The organism is Acinetobacter sp. 231_lipA (genome assembly GCF_058243005.1).
The window spans coordinates 2,285,757-2,306,709 of record NZ_JBZAYU010000001.1 but is presented as its reverse complement, the minus strand read 5'-3'; the positions used below and the strand labels follow the sequence as shown (position 1 = coordinate 2,306,709).

The 20,953-nt window shown below is 42.0% G+C and carries 20 protein-coding genes; 8 read left to right on the top strand and 12 right to left on the bottom strand.

Going from position 1 to position 20,953, the window contains the following annotated elements:
- Together AC4CUX_RS11265 and AC4CUX_RS11260 are read right to left on the bottom strand one after the other, a co-directional pair.
- On the bottom strand, positions 1-1,152 hold the full coding sequence (locus AC4CUX_RS11265) for an EmrA/EmrK family multidrug efflux transporter periplasmic adaptor subunit (protein WP_490792397.1): 1,152 nt from the start codon (positions 1,150-1,152) through the stop codon (positions 1-3).
- Positions 1,153-1,399: 247 nt separating this feature from the next.
- Positions 1,400-1,897: a thioesterase family protein gene (locus AC4CUX_RS11260; RefSeq protein WP_004694841.1), complete on the bottom strand. Its 498-nt coding sequence runs from the start codon at positions 1,895-1,897 to the stop codon at positions 1,400-1,402.
- Between the two features lie 108 nt (positions 1,898-2,005).
- On the opposite strand from AC4CUX_RS11260, the gene hemB reads away from it, so the two are divergent.
- Together hemB and thiO are read left to right on the top strand one after the other, a co-directional pair.
- Complete coding sequence (hemB, locus tag AC4CUX_RS11255) at positions 2,006-3,019, top strand: porphobilinogen synthase (RefSeq protein WP_126035513.1); 1,014 nt, start codon at positions 2,006-2,008, stop codon at positions 3,017-3,019.
- 27 nt (positions 3,020-3,046) lie between these two features.
- On the top strand, positions 3,047-4,156 hold the full coding sequence (thiO, locus tag AC4CUX_RS11250) for a glycine oxidase ThiO (protein ID WP_490792396.1): 1,110 nt from the start codon (positions 3,047-3,049) through the stop codon (positions 4,154-4,156).
- Between the two features lie 7 nt (positions 4,157-4,163).
- On the opposite strand, the gene AC4CUX_RS11245 is transcribed toward thiO, so the two are convergent.
- From AC4CUX_RS11245 to AC4CUX_RS11235, 3 genes are all read right to left on the bottom strand, one after another.
- Positions 4,164-5,084 (bottom strand): TIGR01777 family oxidoreductase, encoded by a 921-nt coding sequence (locus tag AC4CUX_RS11245; RefSeq protein WP_490792395.1) that lies wholly within the window; start codon positions 5,082-5,084, stop codon positions 4,164-4,166.
- A 53-nt stretch (positions 5,085-5,137) separates the two neighbouring features.
- Positions 5,138-5,590, bottom strand: coding sequence for an ABZJ_00895 family protein (locus AC4CUX_RS11240; protein WP_201950209.1), 453 nt, complete (start codon positions 5,588-5,590; stop codon positions 5,138-5,140).
- Positions 5,591-5,924: 334 nt separating this feature from the next.
- Complete coding sequence (locus AC4CUX_RS11235; RefSeq protein WP_201950208.1) at positions 5,925-6,902, bottom strand: GGDEF domain-containing protein; 978 nt, start codon at positions 6,900-6,902, stop codon at positions 5,925-5,927.
- A 397-nt stretch (positions 6,903-7,299) separates the two neighbouring features.
- Here AC4CUX_RS11235 and AC4CUX_RS11230 point away from each other — a divergent pair, with 397 nt between their 5' ends.
- On the top strand, positions 7,300-8,553 hold the full coding sequence (locus AC4CUX_RS11230) for an exonuclease SbcCD subunit D (protein ID WP_201950206.1): 1,254 nt from the start codon (positions 7,300-7,302) through the stop codon (positions 8,551-8,553).
- A 9-nt stretch (positions 8,554-8,562) separates the two neighbouring features.
- On the top strand, positions 8,563-12,159 hold the full coding sequence (locus AC4CUX_RS11225; protein ID WP_201950203.1) for an AAA family ATPase: 3,597 nt from the start codon (positions 8,563-8,565) through the stop codon (positions 12,157-12,159).
- Between the two features lie 115 nt (positions 12,160-12,274).
- On the opposite strand, the gene AC4CUX_RS11220 is transcribed toward AC4CUX_RS11225, so the two are convergent.
- On the bottom strand, positions 12,275-13,009 hold the full coding sequence (locus AC4CUX_RS11220; RefSeq protein WP_201950202.1) for a hypothetical protein: 735 nt from the start codon (positions 13,007-13,009) through the stop codon (positions 12,275-12,277).
- A 181-nt stretch (positions 13,010-13,190) separates the two neighbouring features.
- Positions 13,191-13,880 carry a YggS family pyridoxal phosphate-dependent enzyme gene (locus AC4CUX_RS11215; RefSeq protein ID WP_004694859.1) on the bottom strand — a complete coding sequence of 230 codons (690 nt, stop codon included), beginning with the start codon at positions 13,878-13,880 and terminating at the stop codon, positions 13,191-13,193.
- Between the two features lie 122 nt (positions 13,881-14,002).
- Here AC4CUX_RS11215 and AC4CUX_RS11210 point away from each other — a divergent pair, with 122 nt between their 5' ends.
- Both AC4CUX_RS11210 and AC4CUX_RS11205 read left to right on the top strand, forming a co-directional pair.
- A complete protein-coding gene (locus tag AC4CUX_RS11210; protein ID WP_005400155.1) occupies positions 14,003-15,040 on the top strand; it encodes a type IV pilus twitching motility protein PilT in 1,038 nt (345 codons plus the stop codon).
- A gap of 26 nt (positions 15,041-15,066) precedes the next feature.
- Positions 15,067-16,188 carry a PilT/PilU family type 4a pilus ATPase gene (locus AC4CUX_RS11205; protein ID WP_004984301.1) on the top strand — a complete coding sequence of 374 codons (1,122 nt, stop codon included), beginning with the start codon at positions 15,067-15,069 and terminating at the stop codon, positions 16,186-16,188.
- 61 nt (positions 16,189-16,249) lie between these two features.
- Here AC4CUX_RS11205 and fur read toward each other — a convergent pair whose 3' ends face one another.
- Positions 16,250-16,687 (bottom strand): ferric iron uptake transcriptional regulator, encoded by a 438-nt coding sequence (gene fur, locus AC4CUX_RS11200; protein ID WP_004694866.1) that lies wholly within the window; start codon positions 16,685-16,687, stop codon positions 16,250-16,252.
- Between the two features lie 112 nt (positions 16,688-16,799).
- Between fur and AC4CUX_RS11195 the strand changes: the two genes are divergently transcribed.
- Positions 16,800-17,198 carry an outer membrane protein assembly factor BamE gene (locus AC4CUX_RS11195; RefSeq protein WP_004694868.1) on the top strand — a complete coding sequence of 133 codons (399 nt, stop codon included), beginning with the start codon at positions 16,800-16,802 and terminating at the stop codon, positions 17,196-17,198.
- 46 nt (positions 17,199-17,244) lie between these two features.
- Here the strand turns inward: AC4CUX_RS11195 and AC4CUX_RS11190 are convergent, their stop codons facing one another.
- From AC4CUX_RS11190 to AC4CUX_RS11180, 3 genes are all read right to left on the bottom strand, one after another.
- Positions 17,245-17,568, bottom strand: a complete 324-nt coding sequence (locus AC4CUX_RS11190; protein ID WP_151836586.1) for an RnfH family protein — start codon at positions 17,566-17,568, stop codon at positions 17,245-17,247.
- Entirely contained in the window at positions 17,568-18,650 is a 1,083-nt protein-coding gene (locus AC4CUX_RS11185) for a hypothetical protein (RefSeq protein WP_201950200.1), read from the bottom strand. The genes AC4CUX_RS11190 and AC4CUX_RS11185 overlap by 1 nt, the downstream gene beginning before the upstream one ends.
- A gap of 142 nt (positions 18,651-18,792) precedes the next feature.
- Positions 18,793-19,248, bottom strand: a complete 456-nt coding sequence (locus AC4CUX_RS11180) for a bacteriohemerythrin (RefSeq protein ID WP_005400160.1) — start codon at positions 19,246-19,248, stop codon at positions 18,793-18,795.
- A gap of 265 nt (positions 19,249-19,513) precedes the next feature.
- Here AC4CUX_RS11180 and AC4CUX_RS11175 point away from each other — a divergent pair, with 265 nt between their 5' ends.
- A complete protein-coding gene (locus AC4CUX_RS11175) occupies positions 19,514-19,885 on the top strand; it encodes a transposase family protein (RefSeq protein ID WP_201950198.1) in 372 nt (123 codons plus the stop codon).
- Between the two features lie 13 nt (positions 19,886-19,898).
- Here AC4CUX_RS11175 and AC4CUX_RS11170 read toward each other — a convergent pair whose 3' ends face one another.
- Complete coding sequence (locus tag AC4CUX_RS11170; protein WP_007116247.1) at positions 19,899-20,927, bottom strand: IS701 family transposase; 1,029 nt, start codon at positions 20,925-20,927, stop codon at positions 19,899-19,901.
- Positions 20,928-20,953 lie beyond the last annotated feature (26 nt).

The window sequence follows — 20,953 nt, the reverse complement described above, 5'->3', positions numbered from 1 at the left end:
CTACTTCGATTTCAAATCGATTTGAGCTTCCATCGACAAACCAACACGTAAAGGATGTTCAGCCAACTCTTTCGGGTCGAGTTGAATACGTACAGGCAAACGCTGTACCACTTTAATCCAGTTACCTGTGGCATTTTGTGCAGGAATCAGCGCGAAGGCAGAACCTGTTCCACCAGAGAAGCCCAGAACCGTGCCATGGAACTCAACTGAGTCGCCATACAAGTCTGAGGTTAAAACCGCTTTTTGACCTGGGCGTACATTTTCAAGCTGGCTTTCTTTAAAGTTCGCGTCGACATATAACTGTGAAATTGGCACCACCACCATGAGCACCGAACCTGGAGCGACACGCTGTCCAACTTGAATTTTTCGACTTGTCACCACCCCATTAAAAGGTGCTTTAATTTCAGTACGTTCTAAATCAAGTAAAGCTTGTTTCAGTTTTGCTTGAGCAACCAAAACATCGGGGGTCGAATTTTCATTGCTGCCTTGAATTAAAGCTTCATTTGCAGCCAAATTACTTTGCGCAGCTTTCTGACTGGATTTAGCCTGCGCCCAACCCGCTTGCGCCAAGTTATAGCCCGCTTGTGCATTATTTAAAGCAGCTTGTGCTGTGCTTAATTCTTCTTTAGAAATCGCGCCTGTCGCACTCAACTGCTGACGACGGTTCAAATCATCTTGCGCTTTATCCAACTCCGCTTTGGCTTTAGCCACTTGTGCTTCAGCACTATGAATGGCGTCATCACTTACAAAGACTTGCGAGTTTAGAGAGCTACTGTTGGCCGCACTTTGTTTATACTGGCGCTGCGCTTTAAGTAATTCGGCCTGAGCTTGGGCTACAGCAATTTCAGCATCACGATGATCGACCAAAACCAACACATCGCCTTGCTTTACAGTTTGCGTGTCACTGACCAACACTTTTTCAACTTGGCCTGTCACCATAGAGGTAATCGAGGCCGTTTCTGCGCCCACATAAGCATTATCAGTTGAAACCGAATGGTTAAAGAACAGTTTCCAAATCAAGAATAAAATGGCAACAATGATCAGGATCACAGCTACGAAACCTAAGCTTTTCTTACGTTTAGCTTTCAGTGCTTGATCATTGATTTGATCGGCTGGATCAGTATCTGGCAGTGTATTTGGGGCATCTGTCATTGATTTTTCCTAAATCTAACAGACTTGGTCAGCCGGCATCATCCCTACGAAAAGGACATCAGACAAGTATTGTCTGCATTGGTGTCGATGAGAAAGTCACAATAAAATTTGATGCATTCTAAGAGCAAATAATCACATTTTGAGAAAATAAATTGTAACTGCTCAGTCTATTTTAGTTTTCAGCATCCAACTTCCTATTAGATGCTATAAATTTCATTTGAATATTAACTACTTAATTAATTTAAAACTAATAAGCATAAGAAGCAATCGCTGTGGCAATCGATTTGCCTTCATCATTGACCATAGTCATGCGCATGGTGCAGCCTTTTCGCCCTAATCTTAGGGTTTCAGCACGGGCAATAAAATATTTTCCACGTCCCGGCGCGAGATAATCAACTCGCATATCCACTGTAGCTAAACGGGATACTTTTTTAATGGTGTCCGCAATCGTGTCAGGTTCCGCTTTTTTATACAGCTCCCCCATCGCTACAATGCCACCAATACTGTCCAAAACCGTTGCAGCCACGCCACCATGTAAAATTTGGAACGCAACATTGCCAATTAAGTAATCTTGCATATCGATATAGGCTTCAATTTGCCCATCAACGACTCGCATAGTCATGGTGTTGTGCTTAAAAAATGGCGACGCATTAAAAGCCTTAACCAACTGCTCAAAAACTACATCTATATCCACTTTTGCTCCTAAGTGTATGCTGCCCGTCCAGCTTTTTTCACCACTACTCATAACAATCTGCTTCACTCTTAAAACAATAAAAACCCGTCAATATGTGCCCAAAGCCATAAGATAGGTCTACAATACTGACCTAGTTTAATACCGATTATCGAGATTTGTATGACCTATACGTTCAATCGTCCCGCCTTCCCCGCTACTCGCATGCGTCGTATTCGTAAAAATGAACATCTGCGCTCTATGGTTCGCGAGACCCATTTAACGACAGATCATCTTATCTATCCAGTATTTGTACTGCCGGGACAAAACCAAACGCAAGACATTCCCAGTATGCCGAATGTTCAACGCCTATCTGCGGACTTACTCTTAAAAAAAGCAGAACGTTTACTTGAACTTGGCGTCTCGAAACTGGCGCTATTTCCAGTTACTCCCCAAGAAGATAAAAGCTTAAGTGCCGAAGCAGCATGGCGTGAAGATGGTGTGGTTCAAAACACGCTACGTCTGCTCAAAAAAGAATTACCTGAAATGGTGCTGATTACCGATGGCGCGCTTGACCCGTATACCACGCATGGTCAAGACGGCATCATAGATGACACAGGTTATGTACTCAATGACGAAACCGTTGAAGCACTGATCAAACAAGGGTTAAGCCACGCTGAAGCTGGAGCAGATGTCTTTGCACCAAGTGACATGATGGATGGTCGTATCGGTGCGATTCGCCAAGCCTTTGAAGCCAATGGTCATATCTACACCTCAATCATGGCCTATTCGGCAAAATACGCGTCGAGCTTCTATGGCCCTTTCCGTGATGCGGTCGGTTCATCCAGCAACCTCAAAGGTGGCAACAAATACAACTATCAAATGGATGTCGGCAACCGCGCAGAAGCATTACATGAAATTGCCCTTGATATTCAAGAAGGGGCTGACATGGTGATTGTGAAACCGGGTATGCCGTATTTGGACATTGTCCGTGAAGTCAAAGACAACTTCGGTGTGCCGACTTTCGTTTACCAAGTCAGTGGCGAATATGCCATGCTCGCAGCGGCCATCCAAAACGGCTGGTTATCGGACAGCGTGATTATTGAATCACTGATGAGCTGCCGCCGCGCGGGTGCAGATGGCATCTGGACCTATTTTGCAGAAGAAGCGGCACTGAAACTAAAAGACATGAAATAACAGCGCGTTTAAAAGGATTGAATTTCAATGCATATTGCCATCATTGGCGCAGGAATCAGTGGTTTACTGACAGCGCTTGAGCTGATTGAACATGGTTGTTCGGTTGAGATTTTTGACCAACAGCAAGCGGGACAAGCGGCTTCATGGGCAGGTGGAGGGATTCTTTCCCCGATGTACCCATGGCGCTATCCACAAAGTGTCAATGACCTCGCCAAATATGGCAAAAGCATGTATCAAGCATGGAATGAAAAAATTAGCCCCGTTTCGGGGATTGATTTTGAAATCCATGAAACAGGCATGCTGATTTTTGATGAAGCTGATTTTGACATTGGCCTAAATTATAAAGACCAACATCAAGAACCGATGCAGCATTGTGAACGTTTGCAACGCGAACAACTGGAACAGGTCAATTCGCGCATTTCTTCGCGCTTTCAACAAGCTATCCATTTTCCGCAGTTGGCCAATGTCCGCAATCCGCGACTGCTCAAGTCGATTGTGGAATATCTCAAACGGCAGCCACAAGTCACCTTTCATGAGCAAGCATGGGTGCATACCTTTGACATACTCAACCAGCAAGTTCAAGGGGTAAAAACTGCTGATGGTCAGAGCTACCATGCAGATCATGTGGTGATTGCAACAGGCGCATGGTCACAGCATTGGTCCGAACAACTCCAGTGCAGCATTCCAGTGAACCCCGTACAAGGGCAAATGTTACTGTTTAAAACCCCGGAAAACTGGCTACCAACCATGTGTATGAATCAGGTTATGTATCTGATTCCACGTTTGGATGGTCATATCGTTTGTGGTTCAAGCATGGCGGATGTCGGTTTTGACCAACGCCCTTCTTTACAAACCCAGCAAAATATTTATAAAGCATGCTTGGACATGGTGCCTGAACTGGACGATTTCCCAATTGTGAAACATTGGGCAGGTCTACGCCCAAGTTCGCCAACGGGCGTCCCTTATATCGGAGCATTCCCCGAAATAGCCAATCTCTGGGCAAACTTCGGTCACTATAGAAATGGTCTATGTATGGGGCCTGCATCTGCACGACTGCTACGCGAATTGATGTTAGGCCAAAGCTTAACGGTTGACGCCAGTGCCTATAGCCCTGAGCGTTTGGTAAGCTTTGCTTGATCAAACGCTACTTGGGTAAATTTTGCGGTTGAATAATGTGGATCAAGGCTTCTTTTAAAGTGGGATATTTAAACTCAAACCCCTGTGCTTTCAATGCTTCGGGGCGAACAAATTGACCATTCAACACCAATTGAGACTGCTCGCCTAAAAGTAACTTCAGCACAAAAGCTGGTAAAGAAAGTACAGGTCTACGTTTTAGAATTTGCGCTGCAGTTTGTGCAAATGCTGACTGGGTGACTTTTTCTGGACTGACGACATTAAAGACTTGTGCAGTGGTTTCATGCAACATTAAAAACTCAATCGCTCGCAGCACATCTTGAATATGCACCCAGACCACAGGTTGCCGCCCCGAACCAATACGTCCACATAAGTTCATTTTGATCGGAAACAACATTTGCGGCAAAATGCCAGCCCCACGTCCAAAGACCACGCCTAAACGAATAATTTTGGTATTTTGCGACGTGTCTTGCCGTGCAGATTGTTCCCATTTTTGACACAACTCTGACATAAAAATAGACTGCGGCGCTGACTGCTCATTACAACACTCTGACCATTGTTCAGTCGAATCAATACCGTAATAGCCCACTGCCGAACCTGAAATAATACATTTCGGTTGAATCTTTCTTTTAGCGAGATATTGATAGAGCATCGTCGTCATTTCAACGCGACTGGTGATCAGCTTTTGTTTGCGGGCATCTGTCCAACGCCCCTGAGCAATACTTTCCCCTGCAAAATTCACCACATAATCAATCCGATCATGCTTGAGTTCTTCTAAAGCTCGAATCCAAGTCAAATGTGGGTGAATTTTAGGCAGATTCTTCTGTCGGCTTAAGCCGATCACTTCATAATCTTTTTCTAATAAATAATCGAGCAAGTTTAAACCAATAAAACCACTTGCTCCTGTCACCAATACACGTTCTTTTTGCATAGCGTGATCTCAAATGATGCTTTTGATCAAACTATAGCATTTAGCCAAGCGCTTTACGATTGATCGATCATTTTTGCCGCCATACGCTCCGCTTGTTTGCCATAGAACCAATAGGTCAGCACATACAGCGGAATCGCGATCAATAAAATCAGAATCACCACCATACTGATAAATTGCGGTTGTTGGACGTAGAGCATAAAGTTTTGCCAAACTTCAGCATCTCCCTGCGCAAAGATAAATACCCCCAACATCAAAAAGGCAAAGTTATAGCTCCAAAAAATCAGACTAAAACCTAAAGTGAATTTCTTCCGCTCTGCTTGGGTTGGCGCACGGCGCTGCTGCTTAATAAATTTAAGTAAAACCCAAATCATGGCCACCAAATAAGGTACAGCCGTTAATACTGCTCCCATCCCTGTCGGAAGTAGAGCAGCGAGTACACCACAGACACAACTAAAGACAAAACATATGAAAAAAAACCAGAGAAAATATCGTGTTAGCGAAATCATAGCGCTACTTTAAACCCAACCAAAAAATCATTATAAAAAAAATTCAGTTTTTTTTCATTTTCATGTCAACCAATCGAAGTTGATGTGCGTTAAATAGGATACAAGGTCGCAGCAACCGTCAACATTGTACCGGCATCCACAATACGTACGGTGACCTTTCCTAGAGCAATAAGATTGGCTCCAAATTTAAATGTTGTCAGCAGCCGACATTTAAGCGTGAAGCAGTTTTCTTTGACCGACGATTTCATCATCACTCGAATCGTCGGTCTTTATTTTTTTGAGGACTGATTTTTCAGTGCTCCCCCACCTCAATAGATGAAGAAGCCCTTAAAAGTTAATATGAGTTTAAGTGCTGGACGTCTTCTGCATCCTGAATGACATAACCATTACGTCCCCGCTCTTTGGCCAAATAGAGATTCTGATCGACCTCTTTTAAAAAGGCCATTTTGTCATTTTTTTGCGTTGGGATAATGGTCTTCACCCCTAAACTGACCGATAAACGCTGATCCAATGGTGATGTACTATGGCAAATATCAGCGGTACGGATACTCTGTAAAATACGCTCCACCACTTCAATTGCAGACGCTTGTGTTGTATCAGGCAATATCAAAATAAACTCTTCCCCGCCAAAACGTGCGACCAAATCACGTGGTCTTGAGACACTTTTTTTCAGTATTTGTGCAATTTGTTTCAGACAAGCATCACCGAGAAGATGACCATTATGATCGTTGTATTGTTTAAAATAATCGATGTCTAATAACATGATGGTCAGTGGTTGCTGTTCACGCTGTGCATTGAGCCATTCACGTTGGTAGCTATCTTCAAAGAAGCGGCGGTTGGCAATCCCCGTCAGACCGTCTTGATAAGAATATTCTTCTAGTTGTTTTTTCAGTATTTCTAATTCTTGTTCCTTTTTTTTACGCTCCGAAATATCGAACATAAATCCAACCAAACTATCGACTTCCCCATCTGGTTTTCGCACTACATGCACCACATCACGAATCCAAATATATTCTCCATTGATGGTCAGTGCGCGATAATCCGCCTCATGATCAACCCCCGAAATCGACTGTGCCACACAAAAATCAACCACCCATGCACGATCATTTTCATGCATTCGCATCGCCCAATCTTCGACTGTTCTCCACGAATCTTGCTTCCAACCCAGCACTTTTTCAATTTGTGGGCCAATATAACTAAACTTTTTGGTTTCCCAATCAATACTCCAAGGAATAGCAAGTGTTGATTCAATCAGCGTCTTATACACCAGATCATTGACAATACGGGGCGAACTGAAAATAGAATCAGACATAGTTATGTTCTCCTTATACCTTGTCCTATTCAAGGCATAACTTATTTTTTAGACATTCTGCATAAATCATTCTTATAAAGTCTCAAAATTGAATCCGTGATCGATGTTCACATTTCATTTACGACTTCGACACGATATACAATTTCACAGAATTACATAATACCCCATTAAAAGAACATTTTTTAATCAAAATTTATCTTTTTACTATGGTGTTAATCAAATAAACCCATCACATTCTTTTTCACATAATCGCTCAATAGTTTTTCTGTGCAATTCAACTTAAAAATAGGCACTCAACTATCAGGTCAAAGATTGTCGTCGTAGCGACAATTATCCATCGCATAATTTTGATTTATGTTAGCTTATAGCTCTATTGCGCTTTGAGCTTGGGGTATCTATGGCTGTTCGTTTTTTTCATACATCTGATTGGCATTTGGGACAGTTTTTTTATAACCATTCCCGTCAGTATGAACATGAACAGTTTTTAGCATGGTTACTGGAACAAATCAGTGCAAGACAGCCAAATGCGCTTTTGATTGCAGGAGACATTTTCGATGTCATCAACCCTTCATCGTCCGCACAAAAGCAACTCTATCAGTTCTTAGCGGATGCGCATGCACGTGCACCGCATATGCAAACCCTGATGATTGCAGGCAACCACGACTCAGGCTACCGCATTGAACAAGTTGAACCGTTATTGGCCAAATACAATGCCAAAGCGGTGGGAGTGATTCATAAAAATAGTCAACAGCAGATCGATCTTGAGCACTTATTGGTGCCAATTTTAGATGAGCAACAAAATACTGTGGCATGGTGTCTGAGCCTGCCCTTTTTACGTCCTGCTGAAATTACAGGCTTTAATGAACACACCACCAATAGCCAAAATGCGATTGCCTATTTGCATCAACAACTGATTGCTGAGGCCAAAGCCCGCAAAACAGCAGATCAAGCCCTGATTTTAATGTCTCATGCACATATGCAAGGCGGCGAAACCTCAGACTCTGAACGGCCCATTGTAATTGGTAATGAAGAAGCACTCTCAACAGCATTATTTGATGAAATCATTGACTATGTAGCGCTCGGACATTTGCATAAACCGCAAAAAGTCGGTGAAGAGCATATCCGCTATAGTGGCTCCCCGATTCCACTATCTTTTAGTGAAATTAACTATAAACATCAAGTTGTTGAAGTGATACTTGATCCCACACAAAACGATTCATCCCGTTTTCAATTGAATGTTTTAGTAATACCACGAAGTATTCAACTGCATAAAATACGCGGTGAACTCAATGAGGTATTGGAGAAACTGCAAGCATTGCCTCAAGGCGCTATCCAAGACCTTGATCAACGTGAATATGTTGATATTGAATACCATACTGCTGTTCCACCGCAGCCCAATTTAAGACAACAATTCGAAGAGGCTCTACCCAAAGACCGTTATCGTTTAGTCCGTATTTCACGTCAATATTTAGCGACTGAGCAAGACCCCAATGCACCCACTAAAGTGAGTTTAGAGCCACCTACACCAGAAAAACTGTTTCAGCAAATTTGGGAAAAACAGGGTTATCACAATGATGCAGAAGTGTTAAACGATTTCATGAGCTTAATGCGTGAAGCAGAACAATCCCTTGCAGATGAACAAGAGGCTTAAAGGTTTAGTATGAATATTTTATCGATTCGAATTAAGAACCTTGCTTCACTTTCTGGCGAACATCTGATTGATTTTGAAAGCGATCCCCTTGCCAGTGCCGGCCTGATTGCCATTGTGGGGAAAACAGGCGCAGGTAAATCCACCATTTTAGATGCTATGTGTTTGGCACTGTTTAACCGTATTCCACGGCTAAAAGACAGTGATGGCAAACTTCAAGATGTCGATGGCTCAGAGCTACTTACCAACTCCCCCTTGACCGTACTGCGTCGTGGCACTGCACATGGCTATGCCGAGCTATGCTTTATTGCACAAGACCAAAAGCGCTATATCGCGCGTTGGGAATTAAAACGTTCACGGGAAAAAGCAGACGGAAAACTGCAAAGTGTGCAGCGCTCTTTAAAATGTGTCACCGATGGTGTTGTGGTTGCGGATAAAGCCAAAGCCGTCGATGAAAATATTAAACGCATCACTCAACTCAGTTTTGAACAATTTACTCGTGCCGTTTTATTGGCCCAATCTGAGGTCACTGTTTTTTTAAAAGCACGGGACAATGAACGCGGTGAATTGTTGGAATATCTGACCAATTCCGCTATTTTTGGGAAAATTGGTCAACTCGCTTATGAGAAAACCAAATCCGTCGCCACGCAGCGCAAAGAACTGGAAAATGTACTGGGTCATATTGAACTGTTAACCGATGAACAAGTCACAGCATTATCGACACAGTTACAGCAGAGTGACAGGGATTATAAACAGCTTGAAGCTCAAAAGTCGCAACTGGAAAAACAACAACAATGGTTTGAACGCAAACATAAACTCGACAGTGAAATCATTAGCAAACAACAACTATTCGATACGCAAAGCAAGTTACAACAAGATTTAGCTCCTGAGCGCGAACACTTGGCTCGTTTGGAGACCTTTTCAGAAATTCGTGCCGTGGTATTCCAGCAACAACAGTTACAGCAAACGGTGCAGCAACTGACGCCCCGTATTCAAAAACAGCAACAACTGTTCGATCATTTACAACTTAAATTTGAAAGTGAAAAAGTCCAATTTACGCAAGCTGAAATGGCAGTCAATAAACTACAACAGTTTGAAAGTACCCATCATGCTGCATTAAATGAGGTGCGTAAATGTATTCAAGAACGTGATTTTATTGGGGCTGAGTTTAAGAAAGTTCAGGAAAAATTGCAGGCTTTAGAGCAGTCTAAGCTGCCCCTAAGCCAGCAACAACAAAAGCTTGAAGAGCAGATTCAACACATTGAGCGACAGCAAACCGAGTGTAAGCAGCAACTGGAAAGCTCACAACAGTTTGTAAACCTAGACAAAGGTCTCAGCGCCCATACTCAACAGCTAGAACAGTTCATTCATCAATATCAAAAAATTGAACATCAACTCGGGCCACGTACTCAGGCTGAACATCGGCTAGCATCAGAAAAACAACAATTACAGCAGTCTATTCAACAGTTCGGGACGATCGAACAGCTTGAAATCAAAGTTGAGCAGACACAGCAGCAACGCGAGTTAAAAATCAATCAACTCAGTCAATTCGAGCTGATTCAGCAAAAAATTCAGCAGTTTTTTGACTTGCAGGCTGAGTCTACAGAACAGCAAGTACAACTCGACAATGCCAAAACACAGCTTAAAGCCGTGCAACACAATAGCCAACAAGCAGAACAAGCCTTTCAGGCTGCCAAAAGTGAACGCATCCAACTGCAACAGGTTTTGCAACAGCAGCGACTTTTGCATGCTGAAAATATCGAAGATTTACGCTCGGCACTCCAAGACGGCGAACCCTGTTTAGTCTGTGGCAGTACCTCACATCCTTATAAAGTGGAAGATACTGCGCTCTCCAAGGCCCTGTTTGAGCTTCAACAGCAGCAGGAACAACAGGCAACACTGAAAGAACAAAATTGCTTTGATGGCTGGCAACAAGCGCAGCAGCAGCTGACTAAACTGAATACTGAAATAGAACAACGCCAAACTTTAATTCAGCAACTTTCTGAAAAAATTAGTACTTTGCAACACGTGTTAATCGCACACAGTCAAACAGCAAATATGGCACTCGACTTCACCCTAACAGCATCAGAATTGAAGACTCAGTTCATGCAAATGGCTCAGCAATATCAGTTGGATTTGCAACAACTCAAACAACAATCTGAGTTGTTGCAACACAATATTAAAATCCAGCAACAATGCATCCAAAACATTCAACAGATTGAACATTTACTACAAACAGCGAACGGTTTGCAAAACCAAGTTCAGCATATCGTGCAGTGTTTATCTGAAGCTGAAAAAACAGCTTGGCAACAGCAGACCACCCAAACCGCTCAGCAAATCTTGATACGTCTAAATACCCGTTCACAACAACTGGAACAGTTGGAACAATGGCGTCAGCAATGCGAACAAAACACACAACAGTTCAAGACCAATCAACTGAATATCGAAAATACCAGTAGGCACATCGCTGAAACTAACAAGCAGCTCAGTGAGATCAAACAAAGAGGACAGCAAAATACAGAAATAGCCAATCAATTAATCCAACAAATGACAGGCTTAACTGACATCAAAGCCAATGAATGGCTCATTCAGCACGATCAACATCGCCAGCTGATGCAAAGCCATTATCAACAGCTGAAACAACATTTTGATCAATTGCGCCATCAATTCGAACAAGAAAAAAATCAGCTAGAACAGCTCAAAGCCCAGTTACAGCAGAATCAGACCAGTGCCAGCCAAGTAGAAAATACCCTTCAACACTGGCTCAATGCGCACCCTGATTTCCATAAGCCTGATTTAGATGCACTAGCTCAAATTAGCTCGGCTCAGGAACAACACATTCGTCAGAAATTACAACATGCAGAACGCCTAGTAAATGAAGCACATGCTGCATTGAAAACTATGCAAGAGCAGTTGAGTGAACATCTGGGCCATCAACCTGAGATTGACCCAGCACAGTTACAACAGCAAATGCAGGAGCATGAAGCGGCACTGCAAACACAACTTGAACTACGCGATCAACTCAAACTCAAACTTGAGTTGCATCAGCAAAATGTCGCAAAACAAAAACAATTTGCAGATCAGATTCAAGCGATACAACAAGAAGAACACCGTTGGGGGAAAATTTCAGGTCTGATGGGAGATGCCACTGGCAAAAAATTCCGTGATTATGCTCAGCAATATAATCTCGATATTTTACTGGAGCATGCCAACCAACAGCTCAACCAACTCTCACAGCGTTATACCTTAAAGCGTTTAGAGCATTCGCTGAGTCTGGCCATTATTGATCATGACATGGATGGAGAAACCCGCTCCGTTGCATCACTTTCTGGGGGTGAGTCGTTCCTGACTGCCCTTGCCCTATCTCTTGCCATTGCCAATATGGCCTCAGGTTCAATGAAAATCGAATCTCTATTTATTGATGAAGGCTTTGGGACTTTAGATGCATCGTCCCTGCACATGGTCATGAATGCTCTCGATCAACTGCAAAACCAAGGACGTAAAGTCGTGCTGATTTCACACATCCAAGAAATGCATGAACGTATTCCTGTGCAAATCCAAGTCAAAGCTTTGGGCGCAGGTGCCAGTACCATTGAGGTAGTGGGATAATTTTAGATTTTTGAAAGTCAAAGTTTGATCTGTTTTAAGACACCATCTCTCAGTTAAAAATAAAGGGAGCATCTTACTTAATGTAAGTGCTCCCTGTGAGATCCAAACGAATGCTTTAATCCGCTGGGAATGCTTTTGGTGGAGGCGCATATTTAGATGCATCTACTGCTTTGTCTGTAGTCGCCACAGACTGTAGCGGGTAAATCACAGTACCAATCACACCTGTATTTTGGATGGAACCATGATCTGAGTTTGCAGCATAGGCATCTTCCGGTCGACTAAAGGTAAAAGATGCCACCGCAGAGTCACTCTTACGGAAGCCTTCAACAATCAACTCCCCCTGTGGACGAAGCACATAACCTGAATTGCTACGTGATGCTGCACGTCCATCAATAACATCTAAACCATCGACACTGGCAACCACTTCAAACGTGCTATTGCTATGGTTTGTATATTTGAGTTGATAGCTTTGTCCATCTTTGCCAGATAAATAATACTGCTGACCATCTCGAAATAAAGGCAGTGGACGCTGTGCATCATCTACAATGGAAAAGCTAATTTTTCCAGCGGCCAATGACAGACTGTTCACGGCTTTCCCCACGTATTTTTTACTGGCATAGCGAACTTGTGATTCAGCAATTGGACTGCTGGATAACCGTTTTAAATTGACTTCCGTGACGTTTGAACTAATCTCATCGCCCCACTTGGTGCCTAATTTTTCACTTTTAGCGACCTGAGCATTCTGAACCGTAGCTTCCGCACTCATCTCACTCATTTTGGTATTTGTACTACTACACGCTACTACAAATAAGCTCAAAAGCAGGGAGATAAATAAATAGAGTTTTTTCATTTTGGCTTCATCCTAAATACAATTTTTATCGTTGTCAGGAAATCATTTTTCATGGTTAATCTGTAGACGATTCAATTCATGATTTTAAATTAAGCCTATTTTTTCAGCAGCCCATTAATTTTATATAATTGTAAGTTAAGCGCTTCTCGCTGCCTTTAACCTCAAGAAACCCTGTTTAGACTTAATGCTGCGAATAATCTCTCGCCCCAAACAAGGCGGTTCCAACGCGAACCATAGTCGACCCAGCTGCAATCGCATCGACCATATCGCCTGACATGCCCATGCTTAAGGTATCCCAGTCTTCAGGATGTACATGCAGCTCTTTCACTTGGTCAAATAACACTTTCGCGGCCTTAAAGGCTTGAGTATTGTTCGGTGCAGGAATCACCATCAAACCACGCAGCTTGATGTGAGGCAACTGACTGATAATTTTTACCAACTCAGCAACCTCGCTAGGTTGGCAACCATCTTTGCTGTCTTGACCATCGATATTGACCTGTAGACAAAGATTTAATGGTGGTTGTGTTATCAGACGCTGCGCCGATAAACGCTCTGCAATAATTAAACGATCAACTCCATGCACCCATGCAAACTGTTCAGCCAAATGTTTGGTTTTATTGCGTTGTACATGCCCAATAAAATGCCATTCGATCTCTAAATCTTGTAGCGCCTCTATCTTCTGCAAAGCCTCTTGTAAGTAGTTCTCACCAAAGGCGCGTTGACCACAAGCGTACATGTCTCGTAACACTTCACTCGGATGTGTTTTAGAAACCGCCAAAAGTTCTACAGACTCCACGTCACGACCTGAAATTTCGCAGGCCTGTTGAATTTGGGATAACACGTGTTGACGTGAATTTTGCAAGATATTCATTGACGAGGGTCTCATTTCGGTCATCTTTTTTGCTTTGCCTTTCAACAAACTGTTGGTTAAGTTGATTGAAAGCCTTATTATTCTATCAAAATAATTAGCATTTAAATGAACTCGGGGAAATAATGGATATCACAGAATTACTAGCCTTTTCGGCTAAGAACGGGGCATCAGATTTACACTTATCTGCGGGTATGCCACCGATGATTCGTGTCGATGGTGAAGTTCGTCGTATCAATTTACCAGCTTTAGAACACAAAGAAGTGCATAAACTGGTCTATGACATCATGAATGACAAACAACGTCGTGATTTCGAAGAAAAACTAGAAACAGACTTTTCCTTTGAAGTTCCAAGCATTGCTCGTTTTCGTGTGAACGCATTCAACCAAAACCGCGGTGCAGGTGCAGTATTCCGTACCATTCCGTCTAAAGTCCTGACCATGGAAGACTTAGGTTTAGGACAAACCTTTAAAGAGTTGTGTGAATTGCCACGTGGTTTAGTTTTAGTGACGGGGCCTACTGGTTCTGGTAAATCTACCACGTTGGCTGCAATGATCGATTATATTAACGATAACCGCTATGACCACATCTTAACGGTTGAAGACCCAATCGAATTTGTACACCAGTCAAAAAAATGCTTGATCAACCAACGTGAAGTACACCGTGATACACATGGTTTTAACGAAGCGTTGCGTTCTGCACTACGTGAAGACCCCGATATTATCCTCGTGGGTGAGATGCGTGACCTTGAAACCATTCGTTTGGCGCTCACTGCCGCTGAAACGGGTCACTTGGTCTTCGGTACACTACATACCACCTCTGCGGCAAAAACCATTGACCGTGTGATTGACGTATTCCCTGCTGAAGAAAAAGACATGGTTCGTGCCATGTTATCTGAATCGCTACAAGCCGTGATTTCTCAAACCTTACTCAAGAAAAATGGCGGTGGCCGTGTTGCCGCGCATGAAATCATGATTGGTATTCCTGCCATTCGTAACTTAATTCGTGAAAACAAAGTGGCACAGATGTATTCTACTATTCAGACTGGTGCAAACTACGGTATGACCACACTGGATCAAAGTCTGAAAAACTTGGTCACCAAAGGAGTGATCAGTCCGCAGACCGCGCGTACAGCGGCCAAGCAACCTGAAACCTTCTTATAAGAAAACAATGGATTTGGGGTATAGATATGGACTTTAACGACTTACTCAATTATATGATTCAACAAAAAGCGTCGGATTTATTTATCACCGCTGATGTTGAACCCTCCATGAAAATTAACGGTCAAATTGTGCCTGTGGCTAAGGGTAAGCTGACGGGTGATGTCGCGGGGCAACTACTCAACTCGATTATGAGTGACAAGCAGCGTAAAGAATTTGCGGACACACGTGAGTGCAACTTCGCGATTATGAATCGGGATAAAACTGCACGTTTTCGTGTCAGTGCCTTTCAACAGCGTGATATGCCAGGTATGGTTTTGCGTCGAATTGAGACGCAAATTCCAACCATGGATGAGTTAAAACTCCCGCCTGTACTCAAAGAGTTAGCCATGACCAAACGTGGCATCATTATCTTTGTGGGTGCAACTGGTACAGGTAAATCGACCTCTTTGGCTTCGATCATTGGTTACCGTAACCAAAACTCGAAAGGTCATATCATTACCATTGAAGACCCGATTGAATTTATTCATGAGCATGCAGGCTGTATCATTACCCAGCGTGAAGTGGGCATTGATACAGACTCTTTTGAAATCGCGCTGAAAAACACCTTACGTCAGGCACCCGATGTGATCCTGATTGGTGAGATTCGTTCCCGTGAAACCATGGATTATGCAATTGCCTTCGCGGAAACAGGTCACTTGGTATTTGCAACACTGCACGCCAACAACGCCAACCAAGCCATCGACCGTATTATTCACTTCTTTGAAGCAGACCGTCATAGCCAATTGTTTATGGACTTATCTTTAAATCTTAAAGCGATGGTTGCTCAGCAGTTGATTCCAACACCTGACGGTAATTCACGTCGTGCTGCCATTGAAATTTTGATTAACTCACCGTTAATTTCCGATTTGATCCGTAAAGGTGAAATCCACGAAATTAAAGACCTGATGAAGCGTTCTCGTGAACTCGGTATGCAAACCTTTGACCAAGCCTTATTCGATTTGTACAAAGCTAAGCAGATTACCTATAAAGATGCGCTGAAACACGCCGACTCTCCAAACGACTTACGCTTACAAATCAAGTTGTCTGAAGAAGGCGGTGATCGTCTATTGCATGCCAGTGCAAACATCACGTTTGACGGACAAGCTTAAGCATTTCTTTAAGCAATAAAAAAGGGCTTCTCATGAAGCCCTTTTTTAGGTGTCTAAGTTATTACTTTTTACGCAGTGCTTCTTGGCACTCAGCAGCATCACAGTAACCGTATAGGTTGAGTGAGTGACCTGTTAAAGTAAAACCGTGCTTTTCAGCGACTTCGTGCTGCTCATGCTCAATCACTTCATTGCTAAACTCAACCACTTTATTGCAGTTTTGACAAACGATATGATCATGATGATCATCTTGCATGATTTCGAAAACAGAGTGGTTATTTTCAAAGTGATGGCGCTGAATAATGCCCGCTGCTTCAAACTGCGTTAACACGCGGTAAACAGTTGCTAAACCGACATCTTCACCTTGTTCAAGTAAAGTCTTATAAATATCTTCCGCACTTAAATGGTGTTGCTTTGAATTTTCTAGTAGTTCTAATATTTTAATTCGTGGAAGTGTAACTTTAAGTCCAGCTTTGCGTAGATCTTGATTTGAAATTGGCATGTAAAAAGGTCTCTCAACAAATTTAAAGTTAGAATATGCAACAAAGTGTAGATGCAGTATGATCTATCCGTGGCTCAATTGCATCATAATTAATTTGGGATAGTGTAGCAAAATGCAAAAAATCATGTTGGCGTTATTCGTCACTTCACTGCTCGCAGGCTGTTCGACCTTGGGCGTTTATAAAGTTGATATTCCTCAAGGTACGCCATTAACTCAAGCACAAGCGTCAAAAATACAAGTTGGCATGAGCCATCAACAAGTTCGCTTTTTGCTTGGCAGCCCGACAGTTTCAGATCCAATGAATCCACTACGTTGGGACTACATCTACAATTATACCCCAGGAACGTATGCTAAAAAAGCCAAGATTCCTGCTGCACAAGGTCAACACCTGAAAGTCTATTTCGACCCAAACGGTATTGTCCAAAAAATTGAAGGCTTAGAAACCATTCCTGCATCTCAGCCGGGCTTACCGGCATCGAAAGAAGCGATTCTAAACGCGCCCCCACTATAAAGCCTTATTCTAAAAAAGAAACCCCTCAACTGAGGGGTTTTTCATATCATTTCGATTGTTTTAAGCGATTGCCTTTTTCAAAGCGACCCACAGGATTATTTTGTGCACGTATCCTTCTAATATCTTTAGGATTAATACTCAAAGGACGATAAATTTCAACACGATCCCCTACCTGCAAAACCTGTTGAAGGTCTTTCAAGCGGACACCAAAGATGCCCAATTGCAAAGGTTCAGGCAATTCGACCTGCGAGCCTATACCACTCAGTTGAATCGCATCCTGTGTCGTCATTCCCTCAGAAAACGGCACACTGATATGGAACTGCTGGTCTGCTGTTGCATAAGCAACCCAGACTTGTTGAAGCATGCGCATTAGATCAGTTTTCCAAGTACGGCTACAATGGCCAATACGATAGAAACGGGTAATACCACACGCACAGCTATGCGCCAAATATTATAAAAAGCTTCATTACTAAAGTTCATCGACTTACGTAAATGGCTAATTTTCATAATCCAACCCGCAAAAATGGCATAAATCAAACAAATCACTAAGCCCCACAGCATCAGTAAGATGTTAAAGATCGGGCCAGTGGCTGGAATTAACCACACCAACGTTGCAGCCAGCAATACGAGCCACTGAATCACAATATTTAACTGGCGCTGAGCCAACTGCTCACGTGCCATCTGTAACAGCACGGCTGCCGCTACAACTGCAGTTAAGGCAATCGCATACGCAGGTAATGCCGCTTGGACTGCAAAAAATGCAAAAGCAACCACCGCCAAAATTTGTGCAATCCAAATCGGTAAAACAGTCTTGCTTGCAGCATCTTGCTGTTGAACTTGTGCCAAACTGTTCTGCCAGTACAGGCCGAGTCCTAAACCGCTTGCCACCAAAGCCAATACCGTTGCACTGCCCCATTCTGAAAATTCAACCGGTGTCACTTGCCACTCAGCGGTTCCTGTACCAGAGAGGTTTGCAAGCACTAAGGAGATCAGCACACCGACCGCCGTTAACGCTAAGGTCAACAGACGTGGGGCAAAAGACAACGCAATCGCAACCACAGCCAAAGCAATAAAGATCACGGACGATGTCATATCGGCCAGTGCATATTGATTTAATAGTTGTGCAGCATTAGACAACATGCCGCCCGCTAAAAAAGGAATAAAGACGACAGCAAGCCATCCTACAAGACGCCACGTCTGAGAAGCATCGGCATCACGCGTTAAACTCGACAAAGCATTCAATGCCGTGGTTTTTGAACGCTTGGCTAAGGCAATTTCTAAGTAACATACAGGTAAAGCCAAGATCACCATGGTCACTAACCAAAGTAACCAAAAGTCGAGCTGACGTTCAACCTGAATTCCCACCAAGGGTGCAAGTGTGGCAATGATAATAAATGATAAACAAAATGCCATCAGCGGCGATAACCATCGTGACAGAGCATTGTCTTGCATGATGCGTTCCTTCAATAAGTCTTGCGCTATTTTGCCTTGCTCGCTTATGAAAATCAAAAACAAAAAGCAAACCATCAAAACTGATGATTTGCTGCGCTAAATATAGTTAAAATTTATTGTTTTTATCCTTCGTTTGGCTCACTTATGAAAAGAAACGAGCAAACCAATTTTTCCCTTTTTTCTTTTCTTTTTCTTTGATAATGCCCATCATATTTTCTTTTACGGCACCGACATAATCTGCATCATCATGCTGGATATGATTAATCAGCCATTTCGACAACACTTCATGCAGTTCAGCTTCGATTGAATGCCCCAGCTCAAAACGGTCACGATAAGATTCAATTTTTTTAATAAATAAATCATGTACACGTTTGTGGGGTACACGATATTTATAACCCGCCTCTTCTTGGAGAGACTCTTCAAAAGTGAAGTGAGACTGTGTGTAATCAATAATATTTTCTAAAATCTGTTTCACGCGTTCACGGTCAGTATTGACATCAATCGCATCAATTTCATTGATATAATCGAGAATACGACGGTGTTGATCGTCAATCACATCGATACCAGTATTATATTCTGGAACCCACTTCATTATCATTCCGACCACCCAATAAAAATTAATAGATTAATTACATGAATTAATCATATCGACTATAATTAAAAATAAAAGTGAATCAAATTGGTTGGTTTTATACTATTTTCACAAAATTAAACTTAAGTATTTATTTTAAATAAGTAAATAAATTTAAAACCGACCAAAAGAATCAGTTATTATTAGACTTCCGTCATAAATCAAAAAACGTACAATTTATTTGATCTTAAATTAATCAGCAAAATTATTTAATTCAAGAGATAATCCTTGGATGAAATTCAAAGATATTCAAAAATTATCAAACGTTAAGTTTCGTAGGCTTACCGGTGTTAGTTGGGCTACATTTAACCTCATGTTGGCCGAGCTAAATAAGCATTTACCTCGTCATATTGGTAAAGGACGACCGCATAAATTACCGTTGGAAGATCGTTTGCTCTTATGTATAGAATATTGGAGAGAATATCGAACATTTTTCCATCTTGGTATGAGTTACGGTGTATCTGAAACGAGTGCAATTCGTATCACACGTGTTATTGAAGATACCTTAATCCGTTCTGGAAAATTCAACTTGCCAAAACAACTTCCTAATCGAGATGAAGTGGATTGGGAAGTTGTTGTGATTGATGCCACTGAAATATTATAGGACTTACGCACTATTATTTATAGATTCTCTGTGGTAGCAGATGATTTTTATCGAGAATAAAGTCATCAATGAAGTTTTTGATAACTGGTCTAAATAATTTCTTCTGCCAACGATATACATTTTCAAAGATCCGCTCAAACTGGTTCTTTTGTATCTCGACGTAGGCCATCAAGGCTGAAAAAATATGATTCAAAATCAGTTTAGATCGTCTTACTTGAAACTTTTCAATATGACAAACCTGTTTAATCACTCGGTGATATTGTTCTATTTTCCAATGACTTGAATGTAATTCATGAAAACCCTCAAAGGACAATAAATCATCTTCATCTTGATGCACAATATAAAACCTCTGCTGTTCTTTTAACTGAGTCTTAAATAATTGTACAAAGCCAAAATCTTTGAGCCAGACCACTTGACCCTGATGGAAATTTGGCAATAAACGCAGTTGAAACCATTGTCCTTTTTCTGGGGAAACCTTACGGTTACAGTCGATACCAAACATAAATCGAATACCATATTTTCTTATGGTTTTTAGATTTCCAGTCGATGAATACCAACTATCACCTGTAATAAATTGAATCTTTGCACCCCAACTGAGTACTTCACTTAACATATCCATAAAGTAATCATTCTTGGTTTTACTTTCAGATTTGTCATAAATTCGGAAATTAATTGGAATATTTTGACCATTCTGATCTGTCGCATACAAGGTAATGAGATTAATACCCTTGACGGATCGGTGGTGTTTGCCTGACCAAAAATAGCTAACCAAGTCCATATGTTGACTATAGGGTTTATCTAAAACAGTATCATCAATACTGACTATAAGTTTATTATTATCAATATGTTGAATTGCTTCTTGATATAGGTCGTGAGGTGTGTAGTCTTCACGTTCTAGAAAGCGATTTACACTATCATGCGAGATGTTATAAGTCTCGGCAAGTTGTGTGCAGCTAATAGAGTTCGGTTCTGTCATGAGAAAGCCCATATAAATGGGTAATGTACAAGTTGCTGTAGAAGCATGTTTAATTCGTCTGATCACAGATACTTTATAAAGTATTTTAATAC

What these genes read in the sequence shown, in the direction of transcription:
- AC4CUX_RS11265 (WP_490792397.1), bottom strand. Translation starts at nt 1,152, where the DNA reads ATGACAGATGCCCCAAATACACTGCCAGATACTGATCCAGCCGATCAA.
- AC4CUX_RS11260 (WP_004694841.1), bottom strand. Translation starts at nt 1,897, where the DNA reads ATGAGTAGTGGTGAAAAAAGCTGGACGGGCAGCATACACTTAGGAGCA.
- hemB (WP_126035513.1), top strand. Translation starts at nt 2,006, where the DNA reads ATGACCTATACGTTCAATCGTCCCGCCTTCCCCGCTACTCGCATGCGT.
- thiO (WP_490792396.1), top strand. Translation starts at nt 3,047, where the DNA reads ATGCATATTGCCATCATTGGCGCAGGAATCAGTGGTTTACTGACAGCG.
- AC4CUX_RS11245 (WP_490792395.1), bottom strand. Translation starts at nt 5,084, where the DNA reads ATGCAAAAAGAACGTGTATTGGTGACAGGAGCAAGTGGTTTTATTGGT.
- AC4CUX_RS11240 (WP_201950209.1), bottom strand. Translation starts at nt 5,590, where the DNA reads ATGATTTCGCTAACACGATATTTTCTCTGGTTTTTTTTCATATGTTTT.
- AC4CUX_RS11235 (WP_201950208.1), bottom strand. Translation starts at nt 6,902, where the DNA reads ATGTCTGATTCTATTTTCAGTTCGCCCCGTATTGTCAATGATCTGGTG.
- AC4CUX_RS11230 (WP_201950206.1), top strand. Translation starts at nt 7,300, where the DNA reads ATGGCTGTTCGTTTTTTTCATACATCTGATTGGCATTTGGGACAGTTT.
- AC4CUX_RS11225 (WP_201950203.1), top strand. Translation starts at nt 8,563, where the DNA reads ATGAATATTTTATCGATTCGAATTAAGAACCTTGCTTCACTTTCTGGC.
- AC4CUX_RS11220 (WP_201950202.1), bottom strand. Translation starts at nt 13,009, where the DNA reads ATGAAAAAACTCTATTTATTTATCTCCCTGCTTTTGAGCTTATTTGTA.
- AC4CUX_RS11215 (WP_004694859.1), bottom strand. Translation starts at nt 13,880, where the DNA reads ATGAATATCTTGCAAAATTCACGTCAACACGTGTTATCCCAAATTCAA.
- AC4CUX_RS11210 (WP_005400155.1), top strand. Translation starts at nt 14,003, where the DNA reads ATGGATATCACAGAATTACTAGCCTTTTCGGCTAAGAACGGGGCATCA.
- AC4CUX_RS11205 (WP_004984301.1), top strand. Translation starts at nt 15,067, where the DNA reads ATGGACTTTAACGACTTACTCAATTATATGATTCAACAAAAAGCGTCG.
- fur (WP_004694866.1), bottom strand. Translation starts at nt 16,687, where the DNA reads ATGCCAATTTCAAATCAAGATCTACGCAAAGCTGGACTTAAAGTTACA.
- AC4CUX_RS11195 (WP_004694868.1), top strand. Translation starts at nt 16,800, where the DNA reads ATGCAAAAAATCATGTTGGCGTTATTCGTCACTTCACTGCTCGCAGGC.
- AC4CUX_RS11190 (WP_151836586.1), bottom strand. Translation starts at nt 17,568, where the DNA reads ATGCGCATGCTTCAACAAGTCTGGGTTGCTTATGCAACAGCAGACCAG.
- AC4CUX_RS11185 (WP_201950200.1), bottom strand. Translation starts at nt 18,650, where the DNA reads ATGCAAGACAATGCTCTGTCACGATGGTTATCGCCGCTGATGGCATTT.
- AC4CUX_RS11180 (WP_005400160.1), bottom strand. Translation starts at nt 19,248, where the DNA reads ATGATAATGAAGTGGGTTCCAGAATATAATACTGGTATCGATGTGATT.
- AC4CUX_RS11175 (WP_201950198.1), top strand. Translation starts at nt 19,514, where the DNA reads ATGAAATTCAAAGATATTCAAAAATTATCAAACGTTAAGTTTCGTAGG.